This window comes from Streptomyces sp. N50, assembly GCF_033335955.1.
Taxonomy (GTDB): Bacteria; Actinomycetota; Actinomycetes; order Streptomycetales; family Streptomycetaceae; genus Streptomyces.
The window spans coordinates 5,540,494-5,556,763 of sequence record NZ_CP137549.1 but is presented as its reverse complement, the minus strand read 5'-3'; the positions used below and the strand labels follow the sequence as shown (position 1 = coordinate 5,556,763).

Below are 16,270 nucleotides of genomic sequence, written 5' to 3'. Positions count from 1 at the left end.
GCTCAGGGATTCGGTCACTTGGGGGTGACCACCTTGTAGTTCTTGGGCACCTGGGCGTCGGGACGGCGCAGGTACAGCGGCCGGGGCGCGGGGAGTTCGACACCCGCCGCGAGTCTCTCCGCGGCCAGCGAGGCGAGCGCGGCGGCGGACACGTGCTCCGGCTCGTGCGCGGACGGGAAGGTGTCCGGGTAGAGCAGCGCGCCGGCACCGACGGCGGGCACTCCGGCCACCTGCTCGGCGATGTCGGCGGGCCGGTCGACGGCCGGGTCGGTGAGGCGGGTCCGGGAGTCGGCGTAGCGCGCCCAGTACACCTCCTTGCGCCGCGCGTCCGTGGCCACGACGAAGGGGCCGTCGAGGTCGGTGGCGTAGGCGAGGCCGTCCAGCGTGCACACACCGTGCACGGGCACGCCGAGCGCGAGGCCGAAGGTGTCGGCGGTCATCAGCCCGACGCGCAGCCCGGTGTAGGGGCCGGGGCCGATGCCCACGACGATTCCGGTGACGGCGTCGAGCGTGAGCCCCGCGTCGGCGAGCACGTGGTCGACGGCCGGGAGCAGCAGCTCACCGTGGCGGCGCGCGTCCACCTGACTCGACGAGGCGATGACGGCCTCGCCGTCGTGCAGGGCGACGGTGACGGCGGGGGTGGCGGTATCGAGAGCGAGCAAGAGCACGCAAACAGCCTACGGCTCCGGCGCCGCGAGCACGGCCGCCCCGGTCACCCCGGCCCCGGCTGCTACGGTCACCTAGGGTCATCGGACGTACGGGACGTACGGGACCGTTCGGTGTCGTACGGGGCACCGGCACAGGACGTGGACGACGTAGACGTATGAGACGCGGAGGTGGGCGCTGATGGCCGGCAGCAGCTCGGGAATCGTGGCCGGGCTCACCGTGGCGGCGGTCGCCACGGTCGGCTTCCTCGCCTATCAGGCATCGGCGACGGTCCCGGCCGGGCTGGGCGACACGGCCCACGCGAGCACCTCCCCCGCGGCGGTGGCCGCCAAGAAGGCCCCGCGCGACAAGAGGAACCCCGCGGCGCTGCCCGCCGGTTCCGGCGCGGGGGAACGGGTCGTGTACTCGGTGGACGACGACCGGGTGTGGCTGGTCGCGGAGAACAACAAGGTCAACCGCACGTTCAAGGTCACCCCCGGCACGGTGGACCCGCCCACGGGCACCTACCCGGTCACCTCCCGCTCGAACGCCATCACCGGCACCGACGGCACCCCCATCCAGCACGTCGTCCGCTTCACCAACGCGGACAACGTCGCCATCGGCTTCAGCGCGGCGGTCAGCGGCGCGACGGACGCCCCCGACCCCACGACCAAGTCAGGCGGCATCCGCGAGTCGCCCGAGGACGGCGCGGCGATGTGGGAGTTCGCGACGATCGGCCAGAGCATCGTGGTAATCCGCTGATGGGTTCGCACCCCGCGGGGGCAACACCCTAGGGGCGCGGGGAACTGCGCGCCCAGCCACAACGCGCCCGCAGCCGACCGACTACGCCGCTTTACGCTGACGCTGCTCGACCGGCGCCTCAACAGGCTCCGGCGCGCGAGGCGGCGTAGAAACGGCCAGCGCCGCATCCCCCGCCGCCAACAGTTCCCGCATGGACACCCCGCCGAACGCATACGGCCGCGCCCACTCGTCCTGGTTCTCTGAAGCCGACACGGACGCCTCCTGGGGCCGGGGGCAAGCGTAGTTAGGTAGACCTAACTACGAACTGGATACCATGTGACCACGCCCAAGACCCGGAACGCAACATCTTGCCGACACCTTGTCGGAACCAACACGGGTCAGCCGCCGAGCACACCCAGTTCGACGGCGGCCCACCGCGCACCGAGCCCGGTGACCGTGACGTGCCGTACCTCGTCGGTCGTATCCCCGACGGCCCGGTGGATCACGAGCGACAGCCGGTCGTCGGTCAGCTCCTCGACCTTCCCCTCGCCCCACTCCACGACGATCACGGACTCGGGCAGCGACACATCGAGGTCGAGATCCTCCATGTCGTCCAGCCCGCCGCCCAGGCGATACGCGTCGACATGCACAAGCGGCGGCCCTTCACCGAGCGAAGGGTGCACGCGTGCGATGACGAACGTCGGCGAGGTGACCGCCCCGCGGACCCCGAGCCCCTCCCCCAGCCCCCGGGTGAGTGTCGTCTTGCCGGCGCCCAACTCCCCCGTGAGCATCACGAGGTCGCCCGCGCGCAGCAACTTGGCCAGGCGGCGCCCCAACTCCCGCATCTGATCAGGGGAGTTGACGGTGATCGAGACGGACAGGGGCTCAGCCGCGTTGTGCGGTGCTGCTGGTGCTTCCATAGCCACTTACGGTAGCCCCTGCCGGCACGGCACCCGCGCGGGTGAGCAGGTCGGCGAGGCGGTCCGTCACCACTTCGGGGTGTTCCAGCATGACCAGGTGCCCGGCGTCCGGCACGAGCACCAGCTCGGCGTCCGGCAGCAGGTCGGCGATGGCCTCGCTGTGCTCACTGGGCGTGACGAGATCGCCGATCCCGGCCAGCACGAGCACCGGCATGTCCTTGAAGTGGGGCAGCGCGGCCGTCTTGTCGTGGTCGGTGAACGCCGGATAGAACTCCGCCACGACATCGATGGGCGTCCCCTCGATCATCCGCTCGGCGAACCGCGCGACCGCCGGATCGACGTCCCGCGAGGCGAACGAGTACCGCTTGATGATCCCGGCGAACAGATCGGCGGTGGCCCGCCGCCCCCGCTCCACCAGCGCGGCCTGCTGCCCGAGCGCCTTCAGCACACCCGGCAGCACCCGCCGCACCGCGTTGACCCCGGCGACGGGCAGTCCGAAGTTGACCTCGCCGAGCCGCCCGGAGGACGTACCGACGAAGGCGGTGGCGACGACCCGGTCGCGGATCAGGTCGGGGTACTGGTCGGCGAGGGCCATCACCGTCATGCCGCCCATGGAGTGTCCGACGAGCACGATCGGCCCCTCGGGCACGGCCGCGTCGATCACGGCCTTCAGGTCGCGCCCCAACTGGTCGATGGTGAGCGGCATGTCGTCTTCCAGCTGCGCGACACCGCGCGCGGAACGCCCATGGCTGCGCTGGTCCCAGTGCACGGTCCGCACGACCCCGCGCAGGGCGGCCCGCTGGAAGTGCCAGGAGTCCTGGTTGAGGCAGTACCCGTGGCTGAAGACGACGGTGACGGGGGCCGGCGCCTTCCGCCCGAAGAGCCGCCGCCGCTTGGGCGTGACGGCGACGTCCGGCTCGATGTCGTCGACCTCGTAGTACAGCTCGGTCCCGTCGTCCGCCTGTGCCGTACCAGGCGTACCGCGCAACGAGCCGTACGGCCCGGTGGAGTCGAGCGCCAGCCGGGCCCGCTCGCGCATCCCACGCCCGACGGTCATCCGCTCTATGGCGACACCGGCCGCGGCCCCGGCGGCGATCACACCTATCGCGGCGCCCGCGATACCGGTGACCTTCCGCCAGTTCCCGCCCGCCCCCGCGGCGGCGGAGGCGACCGCGGCGACCGCCTCCGCACTGCTCTCGCTCACGTGCCGCTCCTCTTCACGTCACAGCCCTGCGCTACGTCGTCTCCCTCATACCCGGGGATGACCTCACCGACGACCTCGGGGACGATCTCTCCGATCTCTCCGACGCCCTCATTGACGTAGACGCGGGGAACGCGTGTTCCGATGCGGGTCACGATCTCGTAGGCGATGGTTCCGGCGGCCTGCGCCCAGTCCTCGGCGGTGGGCTCACCATGATCACCGGCCCCGAACAGGACGGCCTCCGCCCCGGCCTCCAGGTCGTCCCCACCCAGGTCCACGACGAACTGGTCCATGGCGACCCGCCCCGCGACGGTCCGCCACTTCCCGCCGACGAGCACGGGTCCGGTACCGGAGGCGTGCCGCGGAATGCCGTCCGCGTACCCGACGGGGATGAGCCCGAGGGTGGTCAGACCCGGGGTGATGTAGTGATGCCCGTAACTGACCCCGTGCCCGCCAGGCACCTGCTTCACGAGGGCGACGGACGCCTTCAGCGACATCACCGGCCGCAGCCCGAAGTCGGCCGAGGACCCCACTTCAGGGCTGGGCGAGATGCCGTAGACGGCAATCCCCGTCCGGACGAGATCGAAGTGCGAGTCGGAACGGGTGAGCGTGGCAGGCGAGTTGGCGATGTGCCGCACCTCGGCCCGCACCCCACACTCCTCCGCGTACGCCACCATCTCCCGGAAGAGGGCGAGTTGGGCATCGATGGAGGGATGCCCGGGTTCGTCGGCACAGGCGAGATGGGACCAGAGCCCGGTGATCCGGAGAAGCCCGTCGCTCTCCGCGCGCAGGGCAGCCCCGACGAGCTCGGCCCAGTCGTCGCCGGGCTGACACCCATTGCGCCCGAGCCCGGTATCGGCCTTGAGCTGCACGCGCGCGGGAAGCCCAACAGCCCGAGCGGCCGCGACGACTTCCTCCAGGGCCCACATCCCGCTCACCGACACATCGAGATCGGCCTCGATGGCCTCGCGCCAGGGCCCGCCCGGGGTCCACAGCCAGCACATGATCCGCACGCTGTCGGGCAAGTCGGCGCGAGCACGCAGGTCAAGCGCTTCCTCGGGCGTGGCAGTACCGAGCCAGGTGGCCCCGGCCGCCACAGCGGCACGCGCACACGGCACAGCCCCATGGCCGTAGGCATCGGACTTCACCACGGCCATGAGGGCCGCGCCCGGCGCGAGGGCGCGCAGGGTCCGCACATTGGCCCGCAGGGCGCCCAGATCGATCTCGGCGCGGGCGCGCAACGGTGCGGTGGGCTGTGTCGCTGTCTCGTTCATGGCACCCCCAGTGTCTCAGAGGGGACTGACACCCCCTCTGAGCCCTCCTCGTTCGCTAGTTCCCGGGCCGGTGCCCCCACACGTACACACGGTCGCCCTTCTTCAGCACACCCCAGAGCTTGCGGGCGTCGGCCAGCCGCAGATTGACGCAGCCCCAGGAGCCGACGGTGGTGTAGATGCTCCCGTAGACGGCGTGGAAGGCGATGCCGCCGTCGAAGAACTGGGCATACGGCATAGGGCTGTTGTAGAGCGTCGACCAGTGGTTCTTGTGCTTCCAGTAGATCTTGTGCCACCCACCCCGCGTCACATGCCCCGTCCTCCCGCTCCGCATGGGCACAGGCCCGAAGACGACCTTCTTCCCCTTCTGCACCCAGGTGAGCTGCCGGTCGAGATCGACACAGGCGACGCGGTACGAGCGGACGGGACATTTCCGGGCGGCGTTCGGATTCTTCCTGGCACCGATCAGCTGCATACGAGCCCACGTCACAGGCCCGGCGAACCCGATGGCGGGCTTGATCCCCTGCTTCTTCTGGAAGGCGCTGATGGCCTTGCAGTCGGCGCCGGACTGCTTCCCGTCCACTTTCAGCTTCAGCCACCGTTCGACGCCCCGCTGATACGGCCCGGTCTGCTTGCTGCAGCTCACCTTGGCGACGGCGTCGGCGATCGGCACGTACTCGACGAGCGCGTAGGTCCCCGCGGCGGCGTCCCGCGGCTCAACCCGATCCTCTTCGGCGGTAGGCGTGTAGACCCTGGGTGGGAGCGCCTGATCCGGCGTATCGATCTGCCACGGCTGATACGGCCCCGGCGGCACCCCCGGCACCAGTTCGGTCTCCCCCGGCCCGGCCGCCGGCGGCACCGGCCCGTCGGCCCAGGCACTACCGGCCCCGACGGGGAGGGCGATCACCGCGGTGAGCAGCACCGCGATACTTCTGTGCGCGATTCGTGTACTGATCATGCGATCAGAGAAACGCGGCGGTACGGCGCGATCCGGGTGCCGCGCGGAGGGGTCACTCTTATTGACGAGCGTTCACTGTCAGCCCGTCCTGCACGCCTCAACACAGGCCGGCATTATTCAGCCCGTCCGGCGTTTGAGGACGAGGCCGTTCAGGCCGATGGGGGTCTGGGGGCGCAGCCCCCGGGCGGGGCGGAAGGGGCGGCAGCCCCTGGGGATGGGACGGGTAGGGGCGGCGGGGGCGAAAGAAACTCAGCCCCGCACATCCCGCCAGGCAACCCGAACCGCCTCGGCCACATCATGCGCCCCCACCGGCGCCCCATCCGAAGCCAACCTCCCCGCCAGCCCATGCAGATACGCCCCCACACTCCCCGCGTCGAACGCCGACAACCCCGCCGCCAGCAACGACCCACAGAGCCCAGACAACACGTCCCCGCTCCCCGCCGTAGCCAGCCACCCCGTCCCCGTCGAGTTGACCCGCACAACCCCACCCCCCGAGTCGGCGACAAGCGTGGTCGACCCCTTCAACAACACGGTCGCCCCATACCGCCCGGCCAACTCCCGCACGGACTCCAGCCGAGCCCCCTCGACATCCCCCCGAGGAACCCCGAGCAACGCGGCCGCCTCCCCCGCATGCGGAGTCATCAACGTCGGCGCGCCACGCCCCCGCACAGCCCCCGGGTCAACCAACCGCAACCCGTCCGCATCGATGAGCACAGGCACATCGGCGGTCACCACATCAGCCACAGCCGAGGCATCGTCCCCCGCCCCCGGCCCGACCACCCACGCCTGCACCCGCCCGGCCTTGAGCGGCCCGCCCTCGGACACCAACGCCTCAGGAAACCGAGCGATCACGGCATCAGAAGCCGGCCCGACATACCGCACGGCCCCCGCCCCACCCCTCAACGCCCCCGCAACGGCAAGAACAGCGGCCCCCGGATACCGCCCGGACCCAGCGGCGATCCCCACAACTCCCCGCCGGTACTTGTCACTTTCAGCCCCCGGCACAGGAAGCAACTCAGCGACGTCCACATGCTGCAACGCCTCCAGCTCAGCCTCATCGGGCAGTTCACTCCCCAGCCCGATATCGACAAGCCGCACGGCCCCGGCGTACTCCCGAGCAGGATCGATCAACAACCCCGGCTTGTGCGCCCCAAAGGTGACGGTGACATCGGCCCGCACGGCGGCCCCCCGCACCTCACCGCTGTCCGCGTCGACCCCACTGGGCAGATCAACAGCGACGACAACCCCCCGGCACTCCGAGGCAAGCCCGGCCAGCCGAGCGGCATCGGGGCGCAACCCACCCCGCCCCCCGATCCCGACGATCCCGTCCAGAACAAGATCGGCGCGACGGAGAACCCCCTCGGCATCATCGGGCGCGACGGTCCGCCCACCAGCCCGCGCCAACGCCGCAAGCCCACCGACGTGAGCCCGCTCAGGCGCAAGCAGCACAGCCACAACCCCGGCCCCCCGCCGAGCGAGCCGGGCCCCCGCGTACAGGGCGTCACCCCCGTTGTCCCCACTCCCCACCAGCAGCACGACCCGACTGCCGTAGACCCGCCCCACCAACTGAGCACAGGCAACGGCGAGTCCAGCGGCGGCCCGCTGCATGAGCGCACCCTCCGGAACCCGCGCCATCAGCCGTCGCTCAGCAGCCCTTACCGTCTCCACGCTGTACGCAGTACGCATACGTTCGAGTCTGCCCCGTAAGCGACGGAGACCGCACCCGCGCACCCACCGGAACCGCCGGCCGCCAACGGCGATCGGCCCCCACAGGGGCCACCCGCACCCGACGACGAGAGCCGCACGGGCGGTGCGGGCGGGAAACAAAAAGGGCCGAAGGCGAAGCCGAGGCCGTACAGCCCCAAGTCACCCCTCCGCGATAACCACCGCGGAAGCAACCCCCGCGTCATGGCTCAACGAAACATGCCAGGACCGCACTCCCAGCTCGGCCGCGCGCGCCGCAACCGTCCCGGTAACCCGCAACCGAGGCCGCCCACTCTCCTCGACATACACCTCCGCATCCGTCCAGTGCAGCCCCCCCGGCGCCCCCAACGCCTTCGCCACCGCCTCCTTCGCCGCAAACCGCGCGGCGAGAGACGCCGCCCCCCGCCGCTCCCCACTCGGCAACAGCAACTCACTGTCCAGGAACAGCCGCCGAGCCATCCCCGGCGTACGCGCCAACGACGCCGCGAACCGGTCGATCTCGGCCACATCGATACCAACCCCGATGATGCTCATGCCGAGCACCCTACGACCGCGTCCACCCGCGTCCCGCCTGTCACAGACGGCTGCTAACCTGCGGCAACTCGCACCACACCACACGCATGACACCACTCACGTCCGCGCGCCCCGGGGGGCCGGCAGCCGCGCCGTGGGTTCAGGATTCGCCAGGGGGGCGGAGCATGACCACCACCAGCACGACGACAGACGACGGCGAAAGACCCGTAGCCCTGTCGGAACCGGTCACGGACCCGTTCACCACCCTGCCCGACCTCACCCCGCTGCGGAACGCGGCCCGGGCAGGCGACTGGCAGGCAACAAAAACCTTCTTCACCACCCTCGACCCGACCGAGAACCCGACCCAGAACCCGGTCGAGAACTCCGTAGAGAAGATGTCCTTCGCGTCAGGTCAACTCGCAGGCCTGGACGGCGTGGAGACCTACCTGGAGCGGGCGGCGGCCGACCACCCCGACGACCCCCTCCCCCGCACCCTCCTCGCCGAGCGCTACATCCGCGTCGGCTGGGCCATCCGCAGCCGCGCCCGCGCGGAGCACGTCTCGCGCGACCAGTTCGGCCAGTTCCACGACTGGCTGCGGCGGGCCGAGCAGCTGCTGATCGACGTGTGCGCCGAACAGCCCGGCAACGCCGCCGCCTGGACCGCCCGGCTGCTCACCGCCCGCGGCCTGGAACTCGGCCAGACCGAGGCCCGCCGCCGCTACGACCGCCTCTGTGCCCACCACCCCCACCACTTCCGCGCGCAGTCCCAGCTGCTCCAGCAGGTGTGCCCCAAGTGGAGCGGTTCCTGGGAGGCGGCGCACGCCTTCGCGCAGGAGTGCGTGACCGCGGCCCCGGCCGGTTCGCACGCCGGTGCGGTGGTCGCCGAGGCGCACATCGAGCACTGGGCGGACCTGGACGGCGTGGAGCAGCGGACGTACATGCGGAGTGTCTCCGTCCGCGACGAACTGCGGGCCGCCGCCCGGGCGTCCGTGCTGCACCCGGACTACGCCCCCGGGTGGAGCTGGATCGCGGCGGACAGCGCGTTCGCCCTGGCCTTCTCGATCGGCGGCCATGCCGAGGACGCGGCCGCGCACTTCGTCTCCCTGGAGAACCGGGTGAACGAGTACCAGTGGCAGTACCTGCCCGGCTGGAAGGCCGCGTTCGTGAAGTACCGCAAGTCCGCGCTCGCGACGCTCTAGGGGGAGCCGACGATGACGACCACCGAGTTCGCGCCGGAGGCCCTCTCCGGCCTGATCGGCTGCACCACCACCCAGGGCATTCCCACGCTCTACGCCCCGCGCCAGGGCGGCGAGGTCACGGCGGGCCTGTTCTTCCGGGTGGGCCGCGCCGACGAGACCCTGGCGACGGCCGGGATCACCCATCTCGTCGAGCATCTCGCCCTGCACCGGCTGCAGTTGACCGACCTGCACTACAACGGCGCGACGGCGAACGCGTACACCCTCTTCCACGCGACGGGCGACGAGGAGGAGGTCGTAGCGCATCTCAACAGTGTCTGCGCGGCCCTGCGGGAACTGCCGCTGGCGCGGCTGGACACCGAGCGGGAGATCCTGCGCACGGAGGCCGCGGGCCGTGCGAACGGCGCCAACTCCCAGCTCCCGCTGTGGCGTTACGGAGCTCAGGGCTACGGACTGTCCAGCTACAACGAGTTGGGGACCTGGAGCGTGACGCCCGAGCAGGTCGGCGAGTGGGCGCGGACCCGATTCACCCGTGAGAACGCGGTGCTGTGGATCACGAGCGAGTCCGTCCCGGAGGGCCTGGACCTCGCCCTGCCGACGGGCACCCGCTTCCCGGCGCCCGCGGCGACCAGCGCGCTCCCGGTGACCCCCGCGTACATCTGCGGCGAGAACGGCCAGGTGGTCCTGACCTCGGTCGTACGACGGTCCACGGCGGCCGCGGTCTTCGCGGACGTGCTGGGCCGGGCACTCTTCCAGGACCTGCGCCAGGAGGGCGGTTACTCCTACTCGGCGGAGGCCGACTACACCCCGCGCGACGCCGACTTCGCGACGCTCAGCGCGTACGCCGACGCGCTGCCGGCGAAGCAGGACGCGGTGACCGGCGGCTTCGTCGACACCCTCGCGCGCCTCCGCAACGGCACCATCGCGCAGTCCGAACTGGACTCCGTCCGCGGCAAGAAGCTCAAGATCTACGACGTCCCGGACTTCGCCGCCGCCTCCCTCCCCGGGTACGCCCTCAACCTCCTCCTCGGCCACCGCGTCCTCTCCCCCGCCGAGCACCGGGCCGAGCTGGAGGCGGTCACGGTCGCGGACCTGCGCGAGGTGGCCCGCGAGGCGTGGGGGTCCGCCCTGCTCCAGGTCCCGGGCCACCGGGGCGTCGACTGGGCGGGCCTGACCGTGGCCCCGCAGTACTCCGGGTCCGCGGTCACGGGAAGCCGCCACCGGTCCCTGGAGGACGAGAACGTCACGCTGGTCATCGGCGACGAGGGCGTGAGCGTCACGACCCCGCGCGGCGCGGTGACCGTCCCGTACGACACCTGCGTGGCGATGACCACCCGCCCCGACGGAGCCCGCGGACTCACGGGCCCCGACGGCTTCGCGGTCACCGTGGAACCGACGCTGTACCTCGGTGTGACCCCGGACCGGATCGCGACGATCGACGCGGCGGTCCCGGAGGCGGCGGTGGTGCGGCTGCCGGCCCGCGCTCCGGAGCACATCCCGCGACCGCGGGAGGCGGCGCCGGACGCCGAGCGGTCCAGGACCCCCGGCCAGGCGACCTGGGGCTGGACCATCGCCATCTGGCTGCTCGGCATGCTGGCCGCCGTATGGGGCGTGCTCGGCGCGGTCACGATCGCCGACGAGGTGACCGGGTCCCACCCGGACTGGGGGGTCGTCCTCGTCGTCCTCCTCTTCGAGATCCCGCTGCTCGCGGTCGTCCGCACGCTGTACATGACCCGCCGCATGAGACGACCGTGATGACCGTGATGACCGGGGTCACCGGGGTCACCGGGGTCACCGGGGTCAGGCGGCGTCGAGGGCCCCGGTGATCTTGCGGACCATCTCCACCATGACCGGGCCGGGCTCGCCCTTCTTGGGCCGTACGGCCGCTTCGAGGGCGACGAGGACGGTGCCGCGGAAGTTGTCGGCCTCGGCCGGGTCCTGCTTCTTGAGCAGGCTCATCGCGGTGGTGAGGGCCGGCAGCACCTGGTCGGCGATCTCGGCCACGGACTTCCCGTTCAGGTTCGGGATCTTCGAGTTCTCGGCGAGTACGTACCCGACCGGCCCGGTCGCCGAGGCCAGGGCGAGGCTGCCCTGGGTGGCGATCCGGTGCGGTGACCCCGCGGTGGCACCGGCGGCGGCCATCAGCGTGATGGCACCGTACGCGGCGGTACGGAGGGTGAGCTTGTCCTGGTCGGTGAGGTTGATGCCCATGGTGTGCGCTCCTGGGTTCGTCAGTTCCGCGCCGGCTGTGCACCGGCTTCCTTCTGACACAGAGCCTGCGCGCACCGGGTTTCACGACGCCCTCAGCGCGCTTTCAGTGGAGCGCGACCAGCCTGAAGGCCATGCATCAGGCCCGAAGGCGCGACCGGCGTCCGGCTCATCGCGCTGGAGCGGCCCAACACCGGGTTCCGGCCTTGGCAGTTGAGGTCGAGGGAGCGGACGTGGTGATCGTCGGCTATTTCTCCGGCAGGCAGAAGGACTGGGCCGAGCTGATGGACGCGGCGGCGCGGGAGTTGGCGGAACGCGGTGCGCGGGTCGTGGGCCGGATCGTGCAGCGGCGCGGGGTCTCGGGCGGCGGTGCCAAGAAGATGGCGTTGCCCTATTCCTCGCGGACGCTTCTGACGTACGGCAAGGTTCGCGAGGCGGCGGCACTCTGCGAGCGGACGAAGGCCGATGCGGCGGTCTTCGTGGGCAGCCTGACGCAGCGTCAACACAGGGTGCTGACGGGGATATTGGGCTGTGCGGTGGTCAGCCTCGCCGAAGTCCTGGCATCTGACACATCCGCCTGAACACCCAGAGGCTGCCACCCCCACTGCGCGGCACAGGCCTTCACGCGAGCCGACCAGCGCCCCTCCACCCACCGCACACGCAGCGCGTCGCCCCCTTCGACCTCGACCTCGACCTCGACCTCGACCTGAAAAGGGTGACACTTTCCCCAGAAGTGTCACCCTTTTTCAAAGAGGTGGCCCGGCCGCTCCGCCCGCTCCGCTCACTCCACCGTCACCGACTTCGCCAGGTTCCGAGGCTGATCGACCTCGTTCCCCCGAGCCGTCGCCAACTCGCAGGCGAACACCTGCAACGGCACGGTCGCGACCAGCGGTTGCAGCAACGTGGGCGTGGCCGGGATCCGGATCAGGTGGTCGGCGTACGGGACGACCGTCTCGTCGCCCTCCTCCGCGATCACGATCGTCATCGCACCGCGCGCCCGGATCTCCTGGATGTTGGACACGATCTTGTCGTGCAGAACCGACCGCCCCCGGGACGAGGGAACCACGACGACCACCGGCATCCCCTCCTCGATCAGCGCGATCGGCCCGTGCTTCAACTCCCCCGCCGCGAAGCCCTCGGCGTGCATGTACGCCAACTCCTTCAGTTTCAGGGCGCCTTCGAGGGCGACGGGATAACCGACATGCCGGCCCAGGAACAGCACGGTGTTCTTGGACGCCACCGACCGCGCCAACTCCCGTACCGGCTCCATGGTTTCGAGCACCCGCTCGACCTCCCCGGAGATCTGCGACAAGTCCCGGATGACGGCCTGGATCTCGTCGCCCCACTTCGTGCCGCGGACCTGGCCGAGATACAGCGCGACCAGGTAGCACGCCACCAGCTGCGTCAGGAACGCCTTCGTCGACGCTACGGCGACCTCCGGCCCGGCATGCGTGTACAGCACCGCGTCCGACTCACGGGGGATCGTCGACCCGTTGGTGTTGCAGATCGCCAGGACCTTCGAACCCTGCTCCCGCGCGTGCCGCAGTGCCATCAGCGTGTCCATCGTCTCGCCGGACTGGGAGATCGCGATGACCAGTGACCGCGCGCCCAGGATCGGATCCCGGTACCGGAACTCGCTCGCCAGCTCCACCTCGCAGGGGATCCGCGTCCAGTGCTCGATGGCGTACTTGGCGATCAGCCCGGCGTGGAAGGCCGTACCGCACGCGACGATGACGACCTTGTCGATCTCCCTCAACTCATGGACGGGGATGCGGACTTCGTCCAGCGAGAGCAGGCCCGCCGCGTCGATGCGGCCCAGCAACGTGTCGGCGACCGCCTTCGGCTGCTCGGCGATCTCCTTGAGCATGAAGTAGTCGTAGCCGCCCTTCTCCGCGGCCGACGCGTCCCAGTCGACGTGGTAGGAGCGGACCTCGGCCGGAGCGCCGTCGAAACCGGTGACCGTCACCCCGTCCCGGCGCAGCTCGACGACCTGGTCCTGCCCCAGTTCGATCGCGGAGCGCGTGTGGGCGATGAACGCGGCGACGTCGGAGGCGAGAAAGGCCTCGCCCTCCCCCACGCCGACCACGAGCGGCGAGTTCCGCCGCGCGCCCACGACCACGTCCGGCTCGTCCGCGTGCACCGCGACCAGCGTGAACGCGCCCTCAAGCCGCCGGCACACCTGCCGCATCGCCTCCGCCAGGTCCGCGCACCCCGAGAACTCCTCGGCCAGCAGATGCGCGACCACCTCGGTGTCCGTGTCGGAGGCGAGATCGTGCCCGCGCTCCGCCAACTCGGCCCGCAGACAGGCGAAGTTCTCGATGATGCCGTTGTGGACGACGGCCACGCGCCCCGCGTTGTCGAGATGCGGGTGGGCGTTCGCGTCCGTCGGCCCGCCGTGCGTGGCCCAGCGTGTGTGCCCGATGCCCGTCGACCCCGCCGGCAGCGGACGGTCGACCAGTTCCTTCTCCAGATTGACGAGTTTCCCCGCCTTCTTGGCCGCCGCCAGCCCGCCGTCCGCGAGCACGGCGACACCCGACGAGTCGTATCCCCGGTACTCCAGCCGCTTCAGTCCGGCCATCACCACATCGAGCGCCGACTGCGACCCCACGTATCCCACGATTCCGCACATGCGCCGCAGCCTAGGCGCCGAACCCCGCCCGAACACGGCACTCCGTGCCCGATTTCGGAAATTACGGCCATGATCGAGAACAGGCCGACGCCACTCTTCGCGCCGTCCCGGGCCGCCCGGAGCGACAGCCCTTACGCAAGCCACGCGGCGCCTGCCTACAGTTGCGCGGGCCTGAGCGGATCTCGACCAGTCCGCAGGCGCCCAGTCCGAACCGGCGACCGAGGGAAAGCAGAGTGTCCATGTCCATGTCCGGCTACGACCTCACCCGCGCGTCCCCTGAAGTCCTTGCCGCCCGGGACAGGCTTGCCGACCAGGTGATCCGGGCGCTCCAGCGCGCCGGCCTCCCCGCGTTCCGTGACGGAGCTCCCGCGACAGCGGACCGCGCGGGCGCCGTGATCCACATCGAGCCCGACGCCGAGACGGCATCGACGCCGGTGTCCGTGAGCTGGCGATGCGACCCCGCGATGGCCGAGGCAGCCGTCGACAGCCTCACCGCCGGCGATCCCACCGCACCGGTCGTCCGCTACCCGGGGACGATCGGCCTGCACATGCAGGGCGCGCTGATCAGGATCCTGCTGTCGTCGGGAGTCGTCGCGGCACCCGACAACGACACGATGAACCCGGACCACGTCCTGGTGTTCGGGGTGATGTCCGACCTGCCACCCGCCCTGAGACCCGCGCCCGCCCCGGAGTTCCCATGACCGACGGTCCCGGTGACGGGCTGATGACACCTCTCGAAGCGAGCCGGCAGGTCATCCGCCTGGTCCGCGCCCACAGGGACGACGCACGGCACCACGACGGCTGCTCCCCCGGCACCATCGCCCGCGCCGAGCGCGAGCTGGGGCTCACGTTCCCGCCGTCGTACCGCCTGCTGATCGAGGAGTTCGGTACCTGGGAGGTGCCGCCCACCGAGTTCCTCGGCGTCTACCGGACCGAGCTCGCCGGAGACGTGCTCCTGGGCTCCGTGGCCGAGACCCTCGACGCCCGGGCCGCCGGCCTGCCGCCGGAGCTGATGGTGGTCCTGCTCGACGACGTGTGGATACGGGTCGTACTCGACACCTCCCGGCCCGACGCGAACGGCGAGTACCCCGTCTTCGCGTGGAACCCGGGAGTTGTCGACGGCGGGCTCATGGAGAAGCTCGCGGACAGTTACGGAGAGTTCACGCTCGCCGCGTGCCGACGGATGCCGACCTGAGCCGGACCAGGCCTCCGCACCCCACGTGACGCACCCCACCCACCACCCCGTTCAAACTCCGTTAACAATGGACTGTGATCTCTCCGGTCTCCCCGATGCCCCGGAGCGCCCACCGGCACAAGCCGGAGGCGACTCCCTACGTCGACCTCACCCGAGCCGAGTGGAGCGCGCTGCGCGACAAGACGCCGCTGCCGCTCACCGCCGAGGAGGTCGAGAAGCTGCGCGGCCTGGGCGATGTCATCGACCTCGACGAGGTGCGTGACATCTACCTCCCGCTGTCCAGACTCCTCAACCTCTACGTCGGCGCCACGGACGGCCTGAGAAACGCGCTGAACACCTTCCTGGGCGAGCAGGGCTCCCAGTCCGGCACGCCGTTCGTCATAGGCGTCGCGGGGTCGGTGGCCGTAGGGAAGTCGACCGTCGCACGCCTCCTCCAGGCGCTGCTCTCCCGCTGGCCCGAGCACCCCCGCGTCGAGCTGGTCACCACCGACGGGTTCCTGCTCCCCACCCGCGAACTGGAAGCCCGCGGGCTCATGTCGCGCAAGGGCTTCCCCGAGTCGTACGACCGCCGCGCGCTCACCCGTTTCGTCGCCGACATCAAGGCGGGCAAGGACGAGGTCACCGCCCCCGTCTACTCCCACCTGATCTACGACATCGTCCCCGATCAGCGGCTCACGGTCCGCCGCCCGGACATCCTGATCGTCGAGGGGCTGAACGTGCTCCAGCCCGCGCTCCCGGGCAAGGACGGCCGGACCCGCGTCGGGCTCGCCGACTACTTCGACTTCAGTGTGTACGTCGACGCGAGCGCCGAGGACATCGAGCGCTGGTACCTGAACCGGTTCCGCAAGCTGCGCGCCACCGCGTTCCAGAACCCCGACTCGTACTTCCGCAAGTACACCCAGGTCTCCGAGGACGAGGCCGTCGACTACGCCCGCACCCTCTGGCGCACCATCAACAAGCCCAACCTGGTGGAGAACATCGCCCCCACCCGGGGCCGCGCCACCCTCGTCATCCGCAAGGGCACCGACCACAAGGTCCAACGGCTCAGCCTGCGCAAGCTGTAGACCAACGCCGGGCGCCTGTTAGAAA

The 16,270-nt window shown here is 70.7% G+C and carries 16 protein-coding genes; 7 read left to right on the top strand and 9 right to left on the bottom strand.

Annotated features, from left to right (window positions below; translation table 11 throughout):
- Positions 1 to 14 precede the first annotated feature (14 nt).
- Positions 15 to 668, bottom strand: a complete 654-nt coding sequence (tsaB, locus tag R2B38_RS25095) for a tRNA (adenosine(37)-N6)-threonylcarbamoyltransferase complex dimerization subunit type 1 TsaB (protein ID WP_318018254.1) — start codon at positions 666 to 668, stop codon at positions 15 to 17.
- Positions 669 to 846: 178 nt separating this feature from the next.
- On the opposite strand from tsaB, the gene R2B38_RS25090 reads away from it, so the two are divergent.
- Positions 847 to 1,407: a hypothetical protein gene (locus tag R2B38_RS25090; protein ID WP_318018253.1), complete on the top strand. Its 561-nt coding sequence runs from the start codon at positions 847 to 849 to the stop codon at positions 1,405 to 1,407.
- A 377-nt stretch (positions 1,408 to 1,784) separates the two neighbouring features.
- On the opposite strand, the gene tsaE is transcribed toward R2B38_RS25090, so the two are convergent.
- The 6 genes from tsaE to R2B38_RS25060 form a co-directional block, all read right to left on the bottom strand.
- Positions 1,785 to 2,306, bottom strand: coding sequence for a tRNA (adenosine(37)-N6)-threonylcarbamoyltransferase complex ATPase subunit type 1 TsaE (gene tsaE, locus R2B38_RS25085; RefSeq protein WP_318018252.1), 522 nt, complete (start codon positions 2,304 to 2,306; stop codon positions 1,785 to 1,787).
- Positions 2,272 to 3,510 (bottom strand): alpha/beta hydrolase, encoded by a 1,239-nt coding sequence (locus tag R2B38_RS25080; RefSeq protein WP_318018251.1) that lies wholly within the window; start codon positions 3,508 to 3,510, stop codon positions 2,272 to 2,274. The genes tsaE and R2B38_RS25080 overlap by 35 nt, the downstream gene beginning before the upstream one ends.
- On the bottom strand, positions 3,507 to 4,781 hold the full coding sequence (alr, locus tag R2B38_RS25075; RefSeq protein ID WP_318018250.1) for an alanine racemase: 1,275 nt from the start codon (positions 4,779 to 4,781) through the stop codon (positions 3,507 to 3,509). The genes R2B38_RS25080 and alr overlap by 4 nt, the downstream gene beginning before the upstream one ends.
- Positions 4,782 to 4,836: 55 nt before the next feature.
- Complete coding sequence (locus R2B38_RS25070; RefSeq protein ID WP_318018249.1) at positions 4,837 to 5,736, bottom strand: L,D-transpeptidase family protein; 900 nt, start codon at positions 5,734 to 5,736, stop codon at positions 4,837 to 4,839.
- 249 nt (positions 5,737 to 5,985) lie between these two features.
- Positions 5,986 to 7,422, bottom strand: coding sequence for an NAD(P)H-hydrate dehydratase (locus tag R2B38_RS25065; protein WP_318018248.1), 1,437 nt, complete (start codon positions 7,420 to 7,422; stop codon positions 5,986 to 5,988).
- A 180-nt stretch (positions 7,423 to 7,602) separates the two neighbouring features.
- Complete coding sequence (locus R2B38_RS25060; RefSeq protein ID WP_318018247.1) at positions 7,603 to 7,974, bottom strand: holo-ACP synthase; 372 nt, start codon at positions 7,972 to 7,974, stop codon at positions 7,603 to 7,605.
- Positions 7,975 to 8,138: 164 nt separating this feature from the next.
- On the opposite strand from R2B38_RS25060, the gene R2B38_RS25055 reads away from it, so the two are divergent.
- The gene (locus R2B38_RS25055) at positions 8,139 to 9,152 is read left to right on the top strand and encodes a hypothetical protein (protein ID WP_318018246.1); all 1,014 of its coding nucleotides are present in this window, start codon (positions 8,139 to 8,141) and stop codon (positions 9,150 to 9,152) included.
- Positions 9,153 to 9,164: 12 nt separating this feature from the next.
- The gene (locus R2B38_RS25050; protein WP_318018245.1) at positions 9,165 to 10,904 is read left to right on the top strand and encodes a M16 family metallopeptidase; all 1,740 of its coding nucleotides are present in this window, start codon (positions 9,165 to 9,167) and stop codon (positions 10,902 to 10,904) included.
- Between the two features lie 45 nt (positions 10,905 to 10,949).
- Here the strand turns inward: R2B38_RS25050 and R2B38_RS25045 are convergent, their stop codons facing one another.
- A complete protein-coding gene (locus R2B38_RS25045; RefSeq protein WP_318018244.1) occupies positions 10,950 to 11,360 on the bottom strand; it encodes a hypothetical protein in 411 nt (136 codons plus the stop codon).
- A gap of 230 nt (positions 11,361 to 11,590) precedes the next feature.
- Here R2B38_RS25045 and R2B38_RS25040 point away from each other — a divergent pair, with 230 nt between their 5' ends.
- Complete coding sequence (locus R2B38_RS25040) at positions 11,591 to 11,938, top strand: hypothetical protein (RefSeq protein WP_318018243.1); 348 nt, start codon at positions 11,591 to 11,593, stop codon at positions 11,936 to 11,938.
- A 200-nt stretch (positions 11,939 to 12,138) separates the two neighbouring features.
- Here R2B38_RS25040 and glmS read toward each other — a convergent pair whose 3' ends face one another.
- Positions 12,139 to 13,986 (bottom strand): glutamine--fructose-6-phosphate transaminase (isomerizing), encoded by a 1,848-nt coding sequence (gene glmS / locus R2B38_RS25035; RefSeq protein WP_318018242.1) that lies wholly within the window; start codon positions 13,984 to 13,986, stop codon positions 12,139 to 12,141.
- A gap of 233 nt (positions 13,987 to 14,219) precedes the next feature.
- Here glmS and R2B38_RS25030 point away from each other — a divergent pair, with 233 nt between their 5' ends.
- From R2B38_RS25030 to coaA, 3 genes are all read left to right on the top strand, one after another.
- On the top strand, positions 14,220 to 14,687 hold the full coding sequence (locus R2B38_RS25030) for a hypothetical protein (protein WP_318018241.1): 468 nt from the start codon (positions 14,220 to 14,222) through the stop codon (positions 14,685 to 14,687).
- Positions 14,684 to 15,181 (top strand): SMI1/KNR4 family protein, encoded by a 498-nt coding sequence (locus R2B38_RS25025; RefSeq protein ID WP_318018240.1) that lies wholly within the window; start codon positions 14,684 to 14,686, stop codon positions 15,179 to 15,181. The genes R2B38_RS25030 and R2B38_RS25025 overlap by 4 nt, the downstream gene beginning before the upstream one ends.
- A 95-nt stretch (positions 15,182 to 15,276) precedes the next feature.
- The gene (gene coaA, locus R2B38_RS25020) at positions 15,277 to 16,245 is read left to right on the top strand and encodes a type I pantothenate kinase (RefSeq protein WP_318018239.1); all 969 of its coding nucleotides are present in this window, start codon (positions 15,277 to 15,279) and stop codon (positions 16,243 to 16,245) included.
- Positions 16,246 to 16,270: the final 25 nt, after the last annotated feature.